We start from the raw sequence: 15,955 nt of genomic DNA, 5'->3' as shown, positions 1-15,955 counted from the left end.
TTCAGTCAGGAAAGAGGGGTGATACATATATGACACAAGCAATCGGAAATATGGTCGCCAAGGTCAATTTGGATGACTCAGGTTTTAATAAAGGTATAACAGGCCTTCAAAGGCAATTGAGATTGACCAACTCTGAAATGAAGGCATCTGCGGCCATTTATAAAAATACTGGTGATAAATCAAAGCAATTACAATCACAAGTAGAGGGACTTAACAACAAATATCGCCTTCAAGGTCGAATTGTTCAGGAACATCGAAAACGATATGAACAGCTTGTGAGAGAAAAGGGCCGTGATGCGCGAGAAACACAAATACATGCCCGAAAACTGAATGACTCCATCGCTGTTCATCAAAAGCTAGAAAAAGAATTGCGAGATGTATCTAAAGAATTTGAGCATTTGCAAAGCACCGGCAATAAAGCAGCTGGTGTTTTTTCTGTTTTTAAGAAGAACGCTGGGGAAGTATCAGAAGAGTTACAATCTGTCTACTCTGCTGCGGGAATGGCAGGGAAGGCACTAACAGGTATCGGTGTAGCAGGCACCGTTGCAATTGGCGGCGCGGTTAAAGTGGCCGCAGACTTTGAAAAAGCTATGAGCCGGGTTGGTGCTGTGGCGAACGCATCAAATGATGAAATGGGCCGTCTGACAGAAACGGCGCGTCATTTAGGGGCTACGACACAATTTACAGATGGTCAAGTAGCAGAAGGCATGCAGTACCTTGCAATGGCTGGTTATAAGACAAATAACATTATCGGTGCCATGCCGGGCTTGCTTGCTACTGCGGCAGCAGGGCAAACAGATTTAGGTGTAACAGCAGATATTGTATCTGACATCTTAACGGAATTTCACATTGCTGCAGAAGATACAAACCGTGTGGCGGACGCCATGACCTACACGTTCACCAACTCAAACGCCACGCTTCAACAGATTGGACAAACAATGAAATACGCGGGGCCAGCAGCAAAAACTGCAGGTGTCAGCATGGAAGAGTTAGCGGCCGCAACGGGTATCATGGCGAACAGTGGAATCAAGGCAGATATGGCAGGTACCGCATTACGATCCACATTAACAAGGCTTGCGGCACCACCAAAGCCAGCTGGTAACGCAATTCACGAGCTTGGCCTTAGTATTACTGACGCAAATGGCCGCATGAAACCTTTATCAAACATCATAGATCAGATAAACGAAAAGACGAAAAACTATACGGAAACTGAAAAAATTCGTATTGCAAAGCAATTGGCTGGTCAGCATGCTTTGTCTGGTTTTATTACCCTGCTTCATGCGGGCGGTGATAAGATCGACAAATTCACCAAACAGATAGAAAACAGTGGCGGTGTCGCTGAAAAAGTGGCAAAAGGTCAAATGGACAACCTTGCGGGGTCAATGGAGTACCTGCGTTCTGCAGCAAATAACGCAGTCATTTCATTGGGTAATCAGTTTATTCCAGTGATCCGCGCCACTACAGATGGATTAACAAAAATCGTGAACTGGTTTGATCACCTGCCTCCATCTGTAATGCAAACAATCGCCGTTACTGGTGCTGCCGTAACAGCTTTCAGCCTTTTAGGTGGGGCTTCATTATTGTTGTTGAGTGCCATTCCTAGAATGGCCGAGGGGTGGAGAGTGCTTAGAACTGCTGGTACGTATCTGACAGGCAGTGTCAGAGGATCATCAGCAAGTCTAGGAGTATACACGACACAAGTTACAGCTGCGGGTGTCGCTTCAAGAACTGCGGCGACAGGCATTAACACAGCTGCAACCTCAACGGCCGTTATGTCTACTCGTATGGGGCGTTTACAACAAAACACAGGTCTAGCGACTACTCGTATGGGTCGTCTAAACCAAACGGCCACAAGAACATCTAGGACAATGCGTGGACTTGGCGGCGCGTCTCGAATTGCTGGCGGCGGTTTAATGATGTTTGGTGGGCCAATGGGTATGATTGGCGGTCTTGCGCTCTCTTTTCTTCCTGAGCTACTAAAATTCGGTAAAGGTATTGTTATGACTGGGGTAAACGCCGTGAAAAGCGCAGGCGGTTTTATGAAACTTGCAAAGGGCGGTTTTGGCCTGTTTAACATCCTTAAAAAAGGTGCAGGTGTTGTAAGTTTGCTTAGAGGCGGTTTATCGTTGCTTGGTGGTCCAGTAGGTCTTTTAATAACGGGAGTCACACTTCTAGGCGAAGCAGGTTTTAAATATTATGACAACCTGCAAAAACGAGTCTTGCCAGCAACGATAGATTTTGGTGATAAAGTATCTGAATCCACTTCTAAAGCTATAAATGCTTATAAAGATATGGAGACAAAAGCCAATGCAAAATTAGACAGCCTTTATCGAAATCAAACAAAGATTACAGATGATTTAGCCAAAGATATGACAGGTAAATTCTCAGAGATGGCAGGCGCGTTGAAAAAAGGTTACCAAGACAGTGCTGATAAAGCTCTAGATGTGTTAGGGAAATTCTACGCAGAAAATGATTCCCTTAAGGGTAAAGATGAACAGAAAATTCTTAATAACATCAAAGAAGGTAATGAGAAGAAGCAAAAGGAAATAGAGAAACACGAGAATAAAGTAAAAAAAATCTATGAAAAAGCAGCTAAAGAACACCGTGAATTGACTAAAGAAGAATGGAAAGAAGTCAAAAAACATACACAAGCAATAAATAAAGAAATTAAAACAGCTCTTACAAAAAGCAAGGATGAACAAACACTCATCTCCAAAAAGTTAAAAGCAGAAACGTCTAACTTGTCGGCCAAACAAGCAGCTGCCACAGTGAAACATAGTAAAGATGCCAAGGATAAGGTTATTAGTAATGCTAAAAAGGAAGCAGCTGCAGTTATTAAAGAGGCGGATGATCAACGTTACGTTAAAAAGACAATTAGCAAAAAGCAACATGACGAAACAGTTAAAGCCGCCAAAGAACAACGAGAAAAAACAATAAAAGAAGCTGAAAAAAGTCATAAGGGCGTGGTAAAAGAAGCGAAAAAACAGGCTGCAGGACATATCGAGCAAGTTGATTGGGAGACTGGTGAAGTTCTCGGCGCTTGGGATACGTTTCTTGTGGATCTAGCTGGAGTCGTCAATACCATTACTGGCGGTATCAATAAAGTTCTCGAATTCATGAACGTGAAGACAATTCCAGAGTGGAAGCCTAAGGGATACGGTAGCAAAAAAGATGGCGCAAAGCATTCATACGCAAAAGGTACTGACTACCATCCGGGCGGTCGTGCATTGGTCGGTGAGGAAGGATATGAGCTTGCTCATACTCCTGGTATTGGAACATATATGGTCGGCGTTGGTGGTCCTCAAATATGGGATTTACCACGCGGAACATCGGTACTGCCTCATGATCAGACCAAAAAAATTACGGCACAGGAATTACCGGGGTATGCTGGCGGTGTTGGTGATTTCTTTAAAAAGGGCGCCAAAAAAGCTGGTGAAGTAGTCGGCAAGGTGAAAAATTTCGGATCAGATATTTTTGACCTTGTGATGGCTGGCCCAAAGAAAATTATCAGCAATATATTTGGCGGTCTCATCCCGTTTAAAACTGGTAAAGGGATAGACGGACTTGGAACAGGCATTTTAAAGACAATTCAAAAAGGTGCTTTAGGATTTCTAACAAAATCGTTGGGTGATTTTGGAGGAGACGGAGGGTCATTCAAAGGTGTAGGTGGTAGCGCTGCGGTCAAAAAGTGGGTCGCGCAGGCTATAAGCATCACTGGAATTTCTCCATCCTATGCAAAAGCATTAGAAACCATTGCGATGAAGGAATCAAGTGGAAACCCGACCTTAGTTAACCGATGGGATAGCAACGCCAGAGCGGGGCACCCATCACAAGGGCTCATGCAATTTATACCAAGCACATTTGCTGCTTATAAAAAGCCCGGATACGGAAACATCAAACATCCAGTACACCAAATTGTTGCCGCGATTAACTATTTAAACAAAAGATACGGCGGAATATACAATCACCCGGGGCTTAAATCTATGGCACGCGGTGGCCCTTACATCGGTTATGCATCTGGTGGTGTCATTGATAACCACCAAATCGCACAACTGGGAGAAAACGGCTGGCGAGAATATGCAATTACGACTGAGCCTAAGTATCGTAAACGCTCTTTACAGTTATACTCTAATCTCGGTAAAGAGCTTGGAGTGCCTAGTTTTGGGGATGGTATGATCTCCACGGCTTTACAGATGCTTGATCGTATTAGTAACAAAGGAGACAAGCCTCAGAGCAGGCAGCAAGACGGCTCAGATATGAGACAAATGATTGAAAACCAAAACAAACAAATTGGTCTTATGGCGCAACAAATAGACCTGCTGTCTCAAGGATTAATGATGATGCAAAAAGGTTTTGAACAATTAATTTCAAAAGATAGCAACAACTACATGGATGGTCGAAAGCTAGACCAAACGACAGGTGAACGTTTTAGAAAAGAAGCATTTATGAGTGGGGTGAGGTAGATGGAATTATATATTGATTTTAACAATAGACTGGGTGAGCAAAGCCTAAATGACTTGCTTCCTCATTTCCATCCGTTAAGCCTGACACCTGCCTCACCAATTGTTGAATTTGAGACAGTGTCATTACCACGAATTAATGGTATTGTACTGCCGCAACACCCGAGGGACGTGAAGTACAAAGAAAGACAGATTCAGCTTGAAATATATATGAACTCTATAATAGCTGAGAATTTTTACAGCTACAGAAGCGAGCTTTATGCTTTATTAGTTAAACCGTACCCATACTATATTGCTTGCGATTTATTCCCAAACAGGCGCTTCTTGGTGACTTGTGATGGGAATTTTTCAGTTCCAAAGGAAAAAGAAAAGAATCATGTTGTGTTTACAGTAGAATTTACGGATGTTTTGGGTGCTGCTGAATCAAAAAGCACATCATTAAATCGTCAAACATTTGAGGGGGAACGGTGGAGTCCCGGAATGAATATCGAGATGCGTGACGACCTAGAGTATTCATTCAAGAACAAAAAAACGTTCAGCATCTATAACATTGGAGACTTTAGAATCAACCCATTGCGTCATGATTATCAAGTGACGTTGAAAGCTAAAGGAAAAGGTGTAACCATCATCAATCATACGACAGGAGAGCGTTTGAAAATTGAAGATGAATTAACTAAATCAAGGGAAGTTTCTTTTATCAAACAATACACCGTCGCAAATAAAAAACGTCTAAAGACATCTGGCAGGCTCCCCTCACTTGATATCGGCCGAAACGATTTTGAAATACAGAACGCAAGTGACATTGAAATTGTTTTTGACACAAGGTTCTACTATGCATAAGGAGGGATGACATGGCTGCGGCTGATTTTATCAAAAAACTGGCACCGGGAGCGCAAAAGGTTTACAAAAAATACAACGTTCTTGCAAGTCTTGTCATCGCTCAAGGGTGCTTAGAAAGTGGTTTCGGGACGAGTGGTCTTTCTAAACAAGCTTACAACCTCTTTGGAGTCAAAGGGACTTATAACGGAAAATATGTATTAATGTGGACCAAAGAACAGGACAAGCACGGCAATGAAACGAGAGTACAAGCGCGCTTTAGAAAGTATCCATCATATGCAGAGAGCCTTGCTGATCTAGGAAGTCTATACACTAGGCTTAGTCGCTATAAAGCAGTGGTTGGCGAAAAAGACTATCAAAAGGCTACTGCTGCTGTTGCAAAGGGTGGTTATGCGACTGATATCCATTATGCTACAAAATTAAACAGCATCATTTTTACTTACAAGCTCACACAATATGATAATTTGGATGATCTACCAGAAGAACCGAGTGAACCAGAAACACCAACGGGTCCTGATTACCCAAGCAAGGAATACGATGGGAAAGACATGCCACTCAATCAAAATTTACCGTCTGATGTGGATTTCCCGCAGCTGCATGTTTCAAGCAAGGATGGAAAGGAAGTCATAGAAATCACAGGTACCTCTGTTGATTTCACAGTCGATACCACAGGTAAAAAATCGTTTACATTCTCGTTAGTTCGTACACTGGAAAATGCTGCAGAGTTTGAGTTGTTAGTGGTGGATAACATTTTATACCTTGATGAAAAGAAATATAATCATCAAAAATACTACATTACCAACGTGAGTCTTCATCAAGAGAATGGAATGCTGACAAAAACGGTTACAGCTGCGCACATCTTCACTGTCCTGTTGATTAATAACAGAATTGAAAAAACAGTTTCTAAGAAATTAAGCATAAAAGAAGCGCTTGATATTGCTCTTAAAGGAACTGATTTCAAGTATGTCATACATTCAAAAGATGGTGAAATTCCTTCTGCGGAACAAGAAAACTTCGGTGAAAAAAATTCCACAGAGCTTATGGATGAAATCATTGAAGATTATGACATAGAGTTAGACGTAGATAATTACAAAATCCATGTTTACAAAAAGATGGGACAAGAAATAGACTTTGTGCTTGATAGTCGTTATAACATGCCGGGTATCACTATAACGACAGATTCCCAAAATTGTACCACTCGTGCGTGGGGATACGGCGCTCAAAAAGAAACGGATTCTGTTTCTAAATCAAAGGATGACAGCAAAACAACAGAAAATGAAAAAGAAGCATCAAAAGATGAAGAGAAAGAGCCTGAGTATGTATTTGAACCAGTTCTTTATATTCATCCCGATGAAGATAAATTTCTCATAGAAGGCAAACCGCGCTGGGCGGAGCCAATTAAAGATGAGAGATACAAGAAAGCTGGTAGCATCATTTCAGCATTAAAAAAGCATGTAAATCCATATCCTGAAATGACAGTAGAGGTGGAGTTTCAGAAAATATATGAACCAAAACTTCTTGAAATTGAGCAAGATTTCTGGTTAGGCGACACGATACATGTCATCGCCGACACAGCAGACGGAATAACCTTTGAGGATGATCTAAGGGTCGTATCAATTCAGCATAATCCTCTCGATCCTTACAGTAGCCCGACGATCACATTTGCCAACTTCCGAAAAGATATACAGCGAATAACAGTAGATCAAGCAAAACAAGTGAAAAACTTACAACGATATATAAACGACATGCTCAAGACGCTTAGATAGGGTCTTTTTATTTTTGCCAAAAAAGAAAGGAGAGTGAGAACATGGTGAGGCTTAGAAAGGACTATGACACTAGACGAAACTCGAAATACGCAGAGCAGCTGCGAGAGGATATGCAGTCTATAGAAACTCATTTGAATCAGAATGCAGATGATTTGAAACGGCATAAAACAAACGATATAGCTCATACGTCGAATCAAATCAAACATGGGTTATTCTCTGTTGCCAATCGAATAGACAACATGTGGTCAAGGATTATCAATCTAGTATTAAATCACGATGGAAAAGATGTTAAAGAAGTGATTGATATTCGTGTCGCTAGGGATGCATCCATTCATCCCACCGCAAAAGATCGTCTTGATTATGATTTCCAAATACTTGAGCAAGAAATAGAAGACGCTGCCGTTTCCCTAAACCTAAAAAGGTTTATTAAAAAGTACGGAAGTTTTACCGCAGGATTCAAGGCAGCTCTTAGTCTTGCAAAATTATACCCTGTGCACATTGTTGTTCCTCCTGGACAATACAAGCTAACGGAGACAGCCCGTATCTATAAAAACACTCACTTGACCTTACAGGCTGGCGCAGTTATAAGGCGCGGATTTGTAGGGTCAATGCTTGTAAATGGTGACAAAGAAGATCAAACCAAAGGCTATGAGGGACATGGGAATTTGCTGATTGACGGTCAGGGAATGTTTGATAGCGCAGGGGGAGAGATTAAAGAACAATGTTCAGTCATAGGTTTTGCACATGCTGAGCGCATTATCATACGGGACATCACTATCAAGGATGTGTGCGGCGGTCATGCTTTTGACTGCGCAGGCAATAAGCACGTCTTAGTTGAAAATGTCTGGTTTAAAGGTTTCGCTGATTATAAAGGCGACAGATGGTTTTCTGCTGCGATTCAGCTGGACTTAATGAGATCGGCGGGCAACTTCGGCGCCTTTGGTGCTTATGACCAAACTGTCAGCAAGCATGTTACTATTCGAGACTGCTATTTCAGCAGATCCGAAAGCTTAAAAGGATATGCACGAGGGATAGATTCTCACACCAGCACAGATGGCTTTTGGTATTCTGATATTCGTATCGAAAACAACGATTTTGAAGATACGACCGAGTACGCAATTTCAGGGAACAAATGGGAAGACGTTGTAATAAGCCGAAACAGATTTAAGGATTGTGCATCCGGCGTAAGACTAATGATCCCAAGAGTTGAATCGGTCTACACGCAAGACGCAAACGGCAATCCTACGAACAGGGTCAACAAGGTAAAGCGTCTCTCAGTCAAAGATAACACTTTTACCAATATCAAAGAGCGTCATGCTATTCAGGTATATGGCCGTAAAGGGATTCAAAAAATTGACGACGTGGATGTTTCCGGCAATAAAATCAACGGCGTAAAGGTCAAGCACGCTATCCATTTATCAGATGTGGATGGCTTTTTGGTGTCTCACAATCAATTTAGAGACATCAAGCATCATGGGGTGCTCTTAACACGCTGCAGCAATGGCAAAGCTGATCTAAACGTCGGACGAGACATCGAAGGAAACGGCGTGCGCGTAGAATTAGGGTGCAAGAACATTGATGTCACAAACACAACTTTACGTGAAGTTGGATATTCGGGGATTTCTGTTTCAGGAGATTCAGAGGACATAAACGTTGATTTCAGCGATATTCAGAATGCTGGTAAAAGGACTTCTTCATCAAACCCGTATTACGGAATTATCTTCATGGATGGAGTCACAGATTCAGCAGCAAGATTCAACAAAGTGCGTGGGAAAAAATGCAGATACGCTATGTATTTTACTAGCAAGTGTTCAAGGATTCAGCATTTCGGCAATCGACTAAAAGGAGCCGGCGCAGAAGGTTCTTTGAAAGACAACAGCGTTGATCCTATTAAATCATTTGAAAATGTAACATGAGAGAGGTGATAACATGATTCGCAAAAATGGTCCACTTGATTTTGATGTAAACGCGTATACCAGTTCAAGCGTATCAACCAGCATAAATTTTTGGACGCAGGACCGTCAGACAGCACGGTTGATATTTAAACTCATGAAAGATGGCGTGCCGTTACCTCTTGCAGCTGTCACAGGAAAACTTGTATTAGTTATGGCTGACGGCAGCCGATTCATTCGAGACGTAACAATTATTGATCGTGTCGAAGGTCAAGCTGAATACATCCTGTCAGACAATGAAGTTAAGCACTTTGGCTTAGTACAAGCTGAATTAAACTTGTACTATACAAATGATCAATCTATGTCTGTGCATCAGTTCTCTTTTAACATTTCAAAGTCACTCATTGATCAAGATATTGTACCGATCACCGAGTATTATGTAGACGAGTTTGAGGCATTAAGAGAGAAAATTAACGAACTGTATGAGGAAACAATTCAAACAATTGACGAGTTACGATCAAAATTTGAGGACTTGGAAAAGATTGAAACAAAGGAAGGCGCGCAGTCTAAAGCAGATGCAGCACTTGCGGCAGCTAAAAAATACACGGATGATCACGCGGAAACACCTGCAGGTGCAAAAGATAAAGTAGCGGCGGCACTGGAAGCGGCAAAAGAGTACGTCGATCCGCACCTTGAAAACAAAAAGATTCACGTAACAGAATCAGAAAAAAGTAATTGGAATAACGGCCAGCTTTATAGGCTTACACCTAACGACGGTAAAGTTGCAAGGTTGCCAAACGGTACTGATATTTTTTTGCTGACTACGGGTTTTTATATGGGAGCAAATTTGTTAAATCTGCCTGTAGAGAATGATTCCAGTTTCTATTACATTGAAGTTTTAGAAACATCATATGTCCAAAATGAAATTAATTACAAAAGGATTATTGCCACGAGATCATTTGATAATATGACTTGGATTGGCACGTTCCATGCACAAGGCTTTCGAGGTTGGAAACGTCTCATAACAGACGGAGATGCTGCAGTCACTTGGAAAACACCTTCATTGTCCAAAGGATGGAAACAATATGTTTCATCAGATGGATTTCCGCACACATTACGCTACTCAAAAGATGCTTCGGGAGAGGTGGAGATCATCGGGTCTATTACTGGTGGTGTGATTGGTAATGATGTCGAGGCGTTTACATTACTTGAAGGATTCTTTCCTTTGCAGTCATTTCACTTTATTGGTGTAGCATCCAGTTTGGGGACACCGGGAGTCCCGCAATATCACCGCACCTATATAGGTACTGACGGTCGAGTTTGTGTTCAATCTTGTTCTAATACGGTAAACCCAAATGAATTTATTACGTTTGGGGTCCGTTTTAAAGCAAAGTAAACGTGGGAGGTGCGAACATGATTTGGGTGTATAAATATGATGAAAACTACATTTGGCAAGCAGACAAAGACATCTTAGTTGATGTAGAAAACGGAGAGGAAATCCCCAAAGGCTATACAGATAAACAGCCACCAGATGGGCTGTTTATTGCAAAGTACGATCCCGAAAAAGAAGAGTGGTTTGAATCAGCAACACAAGAATACATTGATAGTTTGCAGCCTGATCCACCGCCACCAGATGATGTAGCGCTGCTAAAAAAACAAGTCGCTCTCCTTACATTGCAGCTTTCGCAGTTGCAGAAAGGCGGGGCATCATGATTTATCCAACAGCGAACGACATAAAAGTATTTTGGGATTGGGGCGTTTACACTCTTGAGATCATGCGGGAGTATGTCGCATTAGAAGTAATAACAAAAGAAGAGTTTAAGCAGATCACAGGCGTCGCATTCGACAAGCCAGCTGCTTCTGCAGATTTAGGAACCACAGCATCTTAACAGGTGCTTTTTATTTTGCCTTCGAAAGGAGGTGATTAAAGAAATGGAGGAAACGATAGTGTTTATAAACTTTGAAACATTGGATTTAGCGAAGACTTATTTATTTGGCGGAGTGAAATTTCTGGACTTGCTCGTACTGCTAAGTGTTATTGATGTTCTGACGGGTATCATCAAAGCGTGGAAAGTTGGCAAACTACGCAGCCGTACAGCATGGTTCGGTTACGTGCGGAAAATGCTTAGTTTTGTTGTCGTGATTGTTGCTAACATCATTGATCAGATCATGGGTTTAAATGGAGTGCTGACCTTCGGGACAGTGCTTTTCTATATTGCAAATGAAGGGCTTTCTATCACAGAAAACCTTGCACAGATCGGCGTTAAAATTCCGGCTTCTATTACAGACCGTCTTCACGTCATTGAAAACGACAGCCAAAAAGAAGAAGAGGAAAAGAAAGCTGCTGAGTAATCGGCGGCTTTTTTCTATATAAAAACAAATTAAGGAGTAGATGAACATGACAAAGAAAATTATGATTGATCCGGGACACGGCGGACACGATCCGGGCGCAACAGCAAACGGATTAAAAGAAAAAGAACTTGTATTAAAGATTGCTAAGAAAACTAAAACAATTCTTGAAAAGGTATACGGGGCAACGGTCAAACTCACGCGTTCAACTGATGTTTATATTGATCTGTCTCAAAGAGCTAGACTAGCAAATAATTGGGGCGCTGATTATTTTGCATCAATCCATATCAATGCAGCTGGTGGCACAGGCTTTGAGACGTATCGTTACGACAAATTATCTGCATCATCCGGCACTGGCAAGCAGCAAAAAATCGTACATGATGTGATTCTCAGCAAAATCAAAGATAAAACGTCAAACCGCGGGACCAAGTCTAAAAACCTTGCGGTGTTAAGAGAAACAAAAATGCCAGCAATTCTAACCGAGAATCTCTTCATCGACCGTAAAGAAGATGCTGCGCTGCTCAAACAAGAATCTTTCCTTGACTTGTTGGCTGAGGGACACGCAGAAGGGATCGCGGCAGCCGTCGGTTTAAAAAAGGTTTCATCTTCATCTAAAACAAGCCCTAAAAAAGAAACGACACCAAAAGGCGTTAAAATGGCCGTGGTGAAGCCGAATGCCGACGGGTGGCTATGGGTCTATGATAAGCCGAATTGGTCAGCAAAGCACAAAAAGGTGAAACCTGGTGAAGCATTTACGATTGATAAGACCGTTACAGTCAACGGATCAAAAATGTATAAACTTAAATCAGGATTATACATCACTGCTGCATCTAAATATATTGAAGTTAAACAAAGGTAAAGAGAAAAGCCCTTCCTTATTGGAGGGGCTTTTTTTTGTTTAATATTTAATTAACACTATCAATGTTAGTATCTACTTCTGAAATCCACTTTTTTGTTTTGGTCGTTTTGTATTTACCTTTAACATATATTTTTGTTGTTGCTTGATATTCTGCTTTGGTGTATTTCTTAATCCATCTATATTTTTGTACTGACTTTAATTTTATTTCACCTTTTGATGCGACATAACCGGTCACCATTGCAGTAAATGCAGCTGCTGCAGCTGGACCAAGTTGAAGAGTTGCAGTTAAATATCTCGTAATATGGTACATGCCGTAGGATGCGGCTGATGCGACTACATAAGACGGTATAGTGTAATTTGAAGTGAATTGACCGTCCCATTTTGCTAGAGTAGTTACTTCCGAGTTTAAAATATTTTCATTTGTAGAGAATTGAAAAGGTTGATAGTTTACTTGTTCTTTAGGGGTCGCTTCATTTTGTTGAGCAAATACAGGAGCGCTTACAGAAAACATTAAAACCAAAGACAAACCGACAAGAAACAAAGATTTAAAGATTTTCATAACAACCCTCTTTCTGGAAAAAATGTAATTCATATATCATTATAGATAAAAAAGTCTTTTAATGCCAGCTTATATGTAATAAAATGTATATGATTTATACAAAGGGGTGAGATGGCGGTGAAACATTTTTTAACGGCAATTGTAGTGGCTGTAATTGCGGGGATAATTGTTTATGTTGCAAATGATCGCTTAAGTATGTTTCCATTGATGTTGATTTTAGCAGTCGCGATCTATATCGTGAGCAGAATTAGCGAAACGCTGATTAACAAATATTCAAAAGAAAATAATTAAATAAACATGACCCCTCCACTGGAAGGGTTTTTTTATTTAAACCTCCATTCCTTCTTTTCTTTATCCCATTCTAATTCTTTTCTTGATATAAGGTTTTTAACAGCCTTACGAATCGCCAGTTCATCTTTACCCGTTTTCCTTTTTAGCTCATCGATCGTGGGATTCTTACGGAACCGGCTCATGTTATAGATGATTCGGTAAAGCTTTCTTTCAAGATCCGTCACGTCATACCCTCCTGTAAAAATAGAATGTATGTTCGATTATAAGCGTAAATAAAAAACCCTTCAAGTCGAAGGGTTACCTTAAAGAAGATACTTTATCAGTGATTATCATATGTTCTCCTGAACGTTCGTATGAGAATTTAGCTAATGTTTCATCTTCATCTATATAAGGAACTTTCCAAAATACAGCGATTTGGTTAATCCTGTTATTGTCAGTTCCAATTTTTGAAGCTAAATCATCACTAAACATTTCCACCATGTTATAAGAAGTTTGAGCAGAATTTTTAAAATCAAACGACAAGTAAACAAGAGCGATTAGTTTGTTATCTTGGTCAGTACTCATATCTTGATTAATTTCGATCTTTTCAATTGAGGCAGCCTTGTAATTATCCTCTACAATAGATTCAATTTCATATTCCGCCTCACTTTTCAAAGTAGACAGTTCTTCATCCTTCTTTTTAGTAACATCTGCAGCATTGTCCTTCTTACTTTTTTGTTTAACTTTTGAGGAGTTCTTAATTTTAAAATTAATTTCAGCAGTAGCTCTATGATCAATATAATCATCGCTTACATTAGAACCAACAAGGTTAGCTCCGTTTTCTCCAAAAATCTCTCTAACAGCATCAGTTTGATGATGATCGGGTGCGGTTTCTACATAAACAGTATAATTCCCGCCTTCAAACTCCTCTCCTTCTTCATTAGAAAATTCATATTCAAACAAACCACCATCTTTAACCGTTACACGTTGATCGTAATGAGCAGAATTTGGTGGCTCTAAGTAAATATCTATTTCTGTATTTTTAGGCAAATTGCTTTTTCCGCTAATGAGAATCTTTTTATTGTCTTTAATTTTTTTATTCAAGGTGATCTTTACATTTAATTTTTCTTTAGTTTCAATGCTTTCTTCTTTTTTACTGGAGTTACTTGTGGATGTGTTTTCTGCTTTGCCACAAGCAGTTATGAATAAGGTACATAAAATTAAAAGGAGAAAAGTTTTAATAAGATTCAATATAGACCCTCCAAAACAAATATTTTCCAAATAAGTCTATCATATTATTGAATTAAAAAGAGGATAAAACAATGTTTTTTCCAAATTAAGAATATTACGGAATTGACATTCGAGATGTTATAATTTAGTAAGAACAATTAACAATTGGGGTGTGTTATATGTATTTCAAAAAATCATCAGTTGAAGAAATCATTAAATATGACGACTACCCTTATAAAATTTATACAAGGGTTTCAACGGACAGAGATGAACAAATAAGTTCTAAAGAAAACCAGATCGACGTTTGCAGGTACTGGATCGAGCAACATAATTATGAATGGGATGACCGTTCTGTTTTGTTAGATGATGGTATCAGCGGAACCGTCCTTGAAGATAGGGCAGCCATGAAATACATTTTTTCATTGGCGGAAAAGAAAGAAATAAAAATGGTGATTTTTAAGTCCATCACACGTCTTGCCCGGGACTTAAAAGATGCGTTATACATCAGAGAGATTCTAGTGTCTAATGGGGTTCGTGTCGTTACACTCGAAGAAGACTATGACTCCCTTTACGAGAGTAAAGCGTCAATGAAATTTGAAATGTCTGCTCTGTTTGCGGAGCAGTTACCTAAGTCTATGTCAGTCAATATAAGTGGTGTACTTGCAGCCAAAGCCAGACGCGGTGAGCATTCAGGAAGAGTGCCTTACGGTTACCAAAAAGATGGTAAACACTTAGTGATTAACGAAAGTGAAGCTCAAGTTATAAGATTAATTTTTCATCTTTATAATAACGAGGGATTGGGTCATAAAAGGGTTACATACGCTTTGCAAGAAAAATGTAGGCTAGGTGAAATACCACCTCCAAAAAAACGTAGTAATTGGCAGCTCACAACAGTTCAAACCATTTTGAGAAACCCTATTTATTGCGGCGTGCATATAGCTAATAGGCATACTACGATAAAAGTTGATGGTCGAAAAAAATTCATTCGGAATCCACCCGAAAAATGGACCGTTTACGAAGACTTTTGCCCGCCGATTGTCTCAAGAGAGGATTGGGAAAAAGCAAATAATAAACCGACTGTCAATAAAAAGACTAAATTCACCCCGTGGAATGAGTTGAGACAATTACTCATTTGCGGTAAATGTGGTTCTAATATGGTCATTATTCAAACAAGCAGAGCCAAACAAACTGGAGAAAAAACGTATTGGAAATACGTTAAATGCAGTAATTACAGAAGAGCTGGTCAAGAAGGCTGTGTTAACCATGTTCCAATTACTTATGAAGAGGTCAGGGATTTAGTCATTGAGAATCTAATCGAATTCTCCAAGGATATATCACATGATTACAGAAAAAATGCACTTGAACAAAAAGAAAAACAAATGAAGTCTGTTAAAGTAGAGTTGAAATCCTTAGAAACACAGAATAAAAGATTGCTGGAACTTTATTTAGAAGATCAGATTATTTCAAAAGCCGAGTTCCAAACAAAGCGCAATGAAATTCAATCTAATATAATTAAACTTGAACAGAGTTTATTTTCCTTACAGCAGGTCCATGATGAGAAAAGTTCAATGATGGAAATGCAAGCGGTTCTTCGAGAGCTTGAAGACAAAGAGAAAGATTTAAAGCATGTGTTTGATAAGCTCATTGATCATATTGTAATCCACCCAAACGGGAAAATGAATTTTCATTATAGATTTAAATGATCCTGTAAGTTATACTCATTTGTAAAAGGT

14 protein-coding genes are annotated in these 15,955 nt (G+C 39.9%); 11 read left to right on the top strand and 3 right to left on the bottom strand.

The features are described 5' to 3' along the window. Positions 1–29 precede the first annotated feature (29 nt). Genes NST65_RS12730 through NST65_RS12690 form a run of 9 tightly spaced genes read left to right on the top strand, consistent with a single transcriptional unit; the run spans position 30 to position 12,163 of the window. Positions 30–4,463 (top strand): phage tail tape measure protein, encoded by a 4,434-nt coding sequence (locus tag NST65_RS12730; protein WP_342488928.1) that lies wholly within the window; start codon positions 30–32, stop codon positions 4,461–4,463. Continuing rightward, positions 4,464–5,300: a phage tail domain-containing protein gene (locus NST65_RS12725; protein ID WP_342488926.1), complete on the top strand. Its 837-nt coding sequence runs from the start codon at positions 4,464–4,466 to the stop codon at positions 5,298–5,300. Between the two features lie 11 nt (positions 5,301–5,311). Beyond that, positions 5,312–7,063, top strand: a complete 1,752-nt coding sequence (locus NST65_RS12720; protein ID WP_342488925.1) for a phage tail protein — start codon at positions 5,312–5,314, stop codon at positions 7,061–7,063. A gap of 41 nt (positions 7,064–7,104) precedes the next feature. Beyond that, positions 7,105–8,979, top strand: coding sequence for a right-handed parallel beta-helix repeat-containing protein (locus NST65_RS12715; protein ID WP_342488924.1), 1,875 nt, complete (start codon positions 7,105–7,107; stop codon positions 8,977–8,979). Positions 8,980–8,992: 13 nt separating this feature from the next. Next, complete coding sequence (locus NST65_RS12710; protein WP_342488923.1) at positions 8,993–10,351, top strand: phage baseplate upper protein; 1,359 nt, start codon at positions 8,993–8,995, stop codon at positions 10,349–10,351. Positions 10,352–10,368: 17 nt separating this feature from the next. Then, positions 10,369–10,668 carry a hypothetical protein gene (locus NST65_RS12705; protein ID WP_066030402.1) on the top strand — a complete coding sequence of 100 codons (300 nt, stop codon included), beginning with the start codon at positions 10,369–10,371 and terminating at the stop codon, positions 10,666–10,668. Beyond that, entirely contained in the window at positions 10,665–10,844 is a 180-nt protein-coding gene (locus NST65_RS12700) for an XkdX family protein (protein WP_342488922.1), read from the top strand. The genes NST65_RS12705 and NST65_RS12700 overlap by 4 nt, the downstream gene beginning before the upstream one ends. A gap of 43 nt (positions 10,845–10,887) precedes the next feature. Beyond that, a complete protein-coding gene (locus tag NST65_RS12695) occupies positions 10,888–11,307 on the top strand; it encodes a holin family protein (protein WP_342488920.1) in 420 nt (139 codons plus the stop codon). A 46-nt stretch (positions 11,308–11,353) separates the two neighbouring features. Further along, the gene (locus NST65_RS12690) at positions 11,354–12,163 is read left to right on the top strand and encodes an N-acetylmuramoyl-L-alanine amidase (protein WP_342488919.1); all 810 of its coding nucleotides are present in this window, start codon (positions 11,354–11,356) and stop codon (positions 12,161–12,163) included. A gap of 46 nt (positions 12,164–12,209) precedes the next feature. Here NST65_RS12690 and NST65_RS12685 read toward each other — a convergent pair whose 3' ends face one another. Continuing rightward, positions 12,210–12,722 (bottom strand): hypothetical protein, encoded by a 513-nt coding sequence (locus NST65_RS12685; protein ID WP_342488918.1) that lies wholly within the window; start codon positions 12,720–12,722, stop codon positions 12,210–12,212. A 111-nt stretch (positions 12,723–12,833) separates the two neighbouring features. Here NST65_RS12685 and NST65_RS12680 point away from each other — a divergent pair, with 111 nt between their 5' ends. Beyond that, complete coding sequence (locus NST65_RS12680) at positions 12,834–13,013, top strand: hypothetical protein (protein WP_070326407.1); 180 nt, start codon at positions 12,834–12,836, stop codon at positions 13,011–13,013. A 32-nt stretch (positions 13,014–13,045) separates the two neighbouring features. On the opposite strand, the gene NST65_RS12675 is transcribed toward NST65_RS12680, so the two are convergent. Both NST65_RS12675 and NST65_RS12670 read right to left on the bottom strand, forming a co-directional pair. Next, positions 13,046–13,237 carry a hypothetical protein gene (locus NST65_RS12675; RefSeq protein WP_342488916.1) on the bottom strand — a complete coding sequence of 64 codons (192 nt, stop codon included), beginning with the start codon at positions 13,235–13,237 and terminating at the stop codon, positions 13,046–13,048. Positions 13,238–13,310: 73 nt separating this feature from the next. After that, the gene (locus NST65_RS12670) at positions 13,311–14,243 is read right to left on the bottom strand and encodes a hypothetical protein (RefSeq protein ID WP_342488915.1); all 933 of its coding nucleotides are present in this window, start codon (positions 14,241–14,243) and stop codon (positions 13,311–13,313) included. 158 nt (positions 14,244–14,401) lie between these two features. Here NST65_RS12670 and NST65_RS12665 point away from each other — a divergent pair, with 158 nt between their 5' ends. Then, a complete protein-coding gene (locus NST65_RS12665; protein ID WP_342488914.1) occupies positions 14,402–15,925 on the top strand; it encodes a recombinase family protein in 1,524 nt (507 codons plus the stop codon). Positions 15,926–15,955 lie beyond the last annotated feature (30 nt).

Origin of the sequence: Bacillus sp. FSL P4-0248, from assembly GCF_038593305.1 — a bacterium.
In the GTDB taxonomy this organism is placed as follows: Bacteria; Bacillota; Bacilli; order Bacillales; family Bacillaceae; genus Bacillus; species Bacillus safensis.
The sequence above is the reverse complement of the archived record's forward strand: the minus strand, read 5'-3'. Positions and strand labels throughout refer to the sequence as shown.

What these genes read in the sequence shown, in the direction of transcription:
- NST65_RS12695 (WP_342488920.1), top strand. Translation starts at nt 10,888, where the DNA reads ATGGAGGAAACGATAGTGTTTATAAACTTTGAAACATTGGATTTAGCG.
- NST65_RS12685 (WP_342488918.1), bottom strand. Translation starts at nt 12,722, where the DNA reads ATGAAAATCTTTAAATCTTTGTTTCTTGTCGGTTTGTCTTTGGTTTTA.
- NST65_RS12705 (WP_066030402.1), top strand. Translation starts at nt 10,369, where the DNA reads ATGATTTGGGTGTATAAATATGATGAAAACTACATTTGGCAAGCAGAC.
- NST65_RS12720 (WP_342488925.1), top strand. Translation starts at nt 5,312, where the DNA reads ATGGCTGCGGCTGATTTTATCAAAAAACTGGCACCGGGAGCGCAAAAG.
- NST65_RS12665 (WP_342488914.1), top strand. Translation starts at nt 14,402, where the DNA reads ATGTATTTCAAAAAATCATCAGTTGAAGAAATCATTAAATATGACGAC.
- NST65_RS12680 (WP_070326407.1), top strand. Translation starts at nt 12,834, where the DNA reads ATGGCGGTGAAACATTTTTTAACGGCAATTGTAGTGGCTGTAATTGCG.
- NST65_RS12710 (WP_342488923.1), top strand. Translation starts at nt 8,993, where the DNA reads ATGATTCGCAAAAATGGTCCACTTGATTTTGATGTAAACGCGTATACC.
- NST65_RS12715 (WP_342488924.1), top strand. Translation starts at nt 7,105, where the DNA reads ATGGTGAGGCTTAGAAAGGACTATGACACTAGACGAAACTCGAAATAC.
- NST65_RS12725 (WP_342488926.1), top strand. Translation starts at nt 4,464, where the DNA reads ATGGAATTATATATTGATTTTAACAATAGACTGGGTGAGCAAAGCCTA.
- NST65_RS12690 (WP_342488919.1), top strand. Translation starts at nt 11,354, where the DNA reads ATGACAAAGAAAATTATGATTGATCCGGGACACGGCGGACACGATCCG.
- NST65_RS12700 (WP_342488922.1), top strand. Translation starts at nt 10,665, where the DNA reads ATGATTTATCCAACAGCGAACGACATAAAAGTATTTTGGGATTGGGGC.
- NST65_RS12730 (WP_342488928.1), top strand. Translation starts at nt 30, where the DNA reads ATGACACAAGCAATCGGAAATATGGTCGCCAAGGTCAATTTGGATGAC.